The following is a 3,620-nucleotide window of genomic DNA, read 5'->3' on the forward strand; positions in this document are numbered from 1 at the left end:
AAGGTCATTTTCCACGTCAACAAGGACGTGAAGATCACCTACACCGGCGTCGAGCTGCGGGCCGACGATGACGAACTGGTGTGGCAGCAGGTGTTGGAGTACGCGAAGCGCACCCCTATCGGCGAGCCGATCACCTTCACGTTCTACGAGCTTTGCCAGGACCTGGGCTGGTCGATCAATGGCCGGTATTACACGAAGGCCGAGGAATGCCTGTCGCGCCTACAGGCGACGGCGATGGGCTTCACGTCCGACCGCGTTGGGCACCTGGAATCGGTGTCGCTGCTGCACCGCTTCCGCGTCCTGGACCGTGGCAAGAAAACGTCCCGTTGCCAGGTCCTGATCGACGAGGAAATCGTCGTGCTGTTTGCTGGCGACCACTACACGAAATTCATATGGGAGAAGTACCGCAAGCTGTCGCCGACGGCCCGACGGATGTTCGACTATTTCAGCTCGCACCGGGAGCCGTACCCGCTCAAGCTGGAAACCTTCCGCCTCATGTGCGGATCGGATTCCACCCGCGTGAAGAAGTGGCGCGAGCAGGTCGGCGAAGCCTGCGAAGAGTTGCGAGGCAGCGGCCTGGTGGAACACGCCTGGGTCAATGATGACCTGGTGCATTGCAAACGCTAGGGCCTTGTGGGGTCAGTTCCGGCTGGGGGTTCAGCAGCCAGCGCTTTACTGGCATTTCAGGAACAAGCGGGCACTGCTCGACGCACTTGCTTCGCTCAGTATCGCTCGGGACGCACGGCGCGCTCTACGAACTGCCGATAAACAGAGGATTAAAATTGACAATTGTGATTAAGGCTCAGATTCGACGGCTTGGAGCGGCCGACGTGCAGGATTTCCGCGAGATCCGATTGTCGGCCCTGAAGAAAGCTCCAGAGATGTTCGGGTCCGTTTACGAGCACGAGGAGAAAAAGCCCATGGAGGCGTTCGCTGAACGGTTGCGAGATGCCGTGGCATTCGGCGCCTACATCGACGGCGAGATCATTGGGCTGTCGGTCTTCAAACAGGAGGACGGCCCCAAGGACGCTCACAAGGCGCATCTGTCCGGCGTTTTCGTGGAGCCCGAACAGCGAGGCCGAGGGGTCGCCGGTATGCTGCTGCGGGCGGTGATAGACTATGGCCGCGAGCATGTGGAGCAGATCATGCTGACGGTTGCGGAAGGGAACGAAGCCGCTATAAACCTCTATCAGCGATCGGCTCGTTGCCCTGCGCCGCTCCAAAGCCCGCGACGCAGCGCCGGCAGGCAGAGCAAGTAGAGGGCAGCGCCTGCAATCCATGCCCACCCGTTCCACGTTGTTATAGAAGCCGCATAGATCGCCGTGAAGAGGAGGGGTCCGACGATCGAGGTCAGGCTGGTGAGCGCCGCCAGTGAGCCTTGCAGCTGCCCCTGACGTTCCTCATCCACCTGCCTGGACAACATTGCTTGCAGCGCCGGCATTCCGATGCCACCCGAAGCAAGCAGGACCATGATCGGGAACGCCATCCATCCCCGTGTCGCGAAGGCAAGCAGGATGTAGCCTGTGCCGTCGGCAATCATTCCGAGCATGAGTGCCCGCCTTTCGCCGAGCCGGGCGGCTACAGGGCCGGTGATCATTGCCTGGGCGAGTGAATGCAGAATGCCAAATGCGGCAAGCGAAATGCCGATCGTGGTCGCGTCCCAGTGAAAGCGATCCTCGCCGAAAATGACCCAAAGCGCGGCCGGCACCTGTCCGACAAGTTGCATGATGAAGAAGACCGCCATCAGGGCGGCGACGACGGTCATGCCCCGGGCCCACCGGAACGAAGCGAGCGGGTTGAGAGCCTCCCGGCGTAACGGCCGGCGTTCGCCTTTGTGCGACTCCGGCAAAAGGAAACAGCCCGTCAGGAAATTGAGGCCGTTCAAGGCTGCCGCGGCGAAGAACGGAGCGTGGGGGGAGAAACCGCCCATCAGCCCACCGAGCACAGGTCCCGCGACCATCCCGAACCCGAAACAGGCGCTCATGAAGCCGAAGTGCCGCGCGCGCTCATCGCCATCAGTGATATCGGCAATATAAGCGCCGGCTACCGCCCCAGTCGCCCCGGTGATGCCGGCCACGATCCGCCCGATATAGAGAACCCAAAGGAAAGGCGCCGTCGCCATGATGGCGTAGTCGACAGCAGCGCCGGCCAGCGAGACGAGCAAGACCGGCCGCCGCCCGAAACGATCCGACAGCGCGCCCAGCACAGGTGCGCAGGCAAATTGCATCAACGCATACAGCGCCAGCAGAATGCCATAGTGGGCGGTGACGTCGTTCGAGTGAACCAGATCGCGCAGGAGGCCCGGCAGCACCGGCATAATCAGGCCGATGCCGACAGCGTCGAGCGCGACAGTGCTCAGAATTACGATCAGGGGTCTGTTGGGTTTCACGTCTGGCCTCCGGACCAGCCTCCGCTGGTCCGATTGAACGCGCGGATTCTTTATCACTGATAAGTTGGTGGACATATTATGTTTATCAGTGATAAAGTGTCAAGCATGACAAAGTTGCAGCCGAATACAGTGATCCGTGCCGCCCTGGACCTGTTGAACGAGGTCGGCGTAGACGGTCTGACGACACGCAAACTGGCGGAACGGTTGGGGGTTCAGCAGCCGGCGCTTTACTGGCACTTCAGGAACAAGCGGGCGCTGCTCGACGCACTGGCCGAAGCCATGCTGGCGGAGAATCATACGCATTCGGTGCCGAGAGCCGACGACGACTGGCGCTCATTTCTGATCGGGAATGCCCGCAGCTTCAGGCAGGCGCTGCTCGCCTACCGCGATGGCGCGCGCATCCATGCCGGCACGCGACCGGGCGCACCGCAGATGGAAACGGCCGACGCGCAGCTTCGCTTCCTCTGCGAGGCGGGTTTTTCGGCCGGGGACGCCGTCAATGCGCTGATGACAATCAGCTACTTCACTGTTGGGGCCGTGCTTGAGGAGCAGGCCGGCGACAGCGATGCCGGCGAGCGCGGCGGCACCGTTGAACAGGCTCCGCTCTCGCCGCTGTTGCGGGCCGCGATAGACGCCTTCGACGAAGCCGGTCCGGACGCAGCGTTCGAGCAGGGACTCGCGGTGATTGTCGATGGATTGGCGAAAAGGAGGCTCGTTGTCAGGAACGTTGAAGGACCGAGAAAGGGTGACGATTGATCAGGACCGCTGCCGGAGCGCAACCCACTCACTACAGCAGAGCCATGTAGACAACATCCCCTCCCCCTTTCCACCGCGTCAGACGCCCGTAGCAGCCCGCTACGGGCTTTTTCATGCCCTGCCCTAGCGTCCAAGCCTCACGGCCGCGCTCGGCCTCTCTGGCGGCCTTCTGGCGCTCCTGCTGCGGCGTCCGCTCGTGGGCCGTGGCGCGGGTCCGCGCGCCGGCCTCGTGCGCCTGGCGCTCGCGGGCGAGGTCCAGGGCGGCCGTCTTCACGTTCTGCCTTGCGCAGATGAGATAGATCTAGCGTGGACTCAAGGCTCTCGCGAATGGCTCGCGTTGGAAACTTTCATTGACACTTGAGGGGCACCGCAGGGAAATTCTCGTCCTTGCGAGAACCGGCTATGTCGTGCTGCGCATCGAGCCTGCGCCCTTGGCTTGTCTCGCCCCTCTCCGCGTCGCTACGGGGCTTCCAGC

At 62.4% G+C, this 3,620-nt stretch carries 4 protein-coding genes and 1 pseudogene; 4 read left to right on the forward strand and 1 reads right to left on the reverse strand.

Annotation, left to right across the window (positions count from 1 at the left end; translation table 11 throughout):
* From trfA to KYC_RS21550, 3 genes and pseudogenes are all read left to right on the forward strand, one after another.
* The coding region (gene trfA / locus KYC_RS21545) for a plasmid replication initiator TrfA (protein WP_008166362.1) at window positions 1–627 on the forward strand (627 nt) is incomplete at its 5' end.
* Between the two features lie 19 nt (window positions 628–646).
* Window positions 647–719 (forward strand): annotated as a pseudogene (locus KYC_RS29950) (TetR family transcriptional regulator); the annotation flags it as partial.
* 72 nt (window positions 720–791) lie between these two features.
* Window positions 792–1,259 carry a GNAT family N-acetyltransferase gene (locus KYC_RS21550; RefSeq protein WP_223155915.1) on the forward strand — a complete coding sequence of 156 codons (468 nt, stop codon included), beginning with the start codon at window positions 792–794 and terminating at the stop codon, window positions 1,257–1,259.
* Here KYC_RS21550 and tet(A) read toward each other — a convergent pair.
* Entirely contained in the window at window positions 1,190–2,389 is a 1,200-nt protein-coding gene (gene tet(A), locus KYC_RS21555) for a tetracycline efflux MFS transporter Tet(A) (protein WP_000804064.1), read from the reverse strand. The genes KYC_RS21550 and tet(A) overlap by 70 nt on opposite strands.
* Before the next feature lie 105 nt (window positions 2,390–2,494).
* Between tet(A) and tetR(A) the strand changes: the two genes are divergently transcribed.
* Window positions 2,495–3,145, forward strand: coding sequence for a tetracycline resistance transcriptional repressor TetR(A) (tetR(A), locus tag KYC_RS21560; RefSeq protein WP_000164043.1), 651 nt, complete (start codon window positions 2,495–2,497; stop codon window positions 3,143–3,145).
* Window positions 3,146–3,620: the final 475 nt, after the last annotated feature.

This window comes from Achromobacter arsenitoxydans SY8 (genome assembly GCF_000236785.1).
In the GTDB taxonomy this organism is placed as follows: Bacteria; Pseudomonadota; Gammaproteobacteria; order Burkholderiales; family Burkholderiaceae_B; genus Achromobacter; species Achromobacter arsenitoxydans.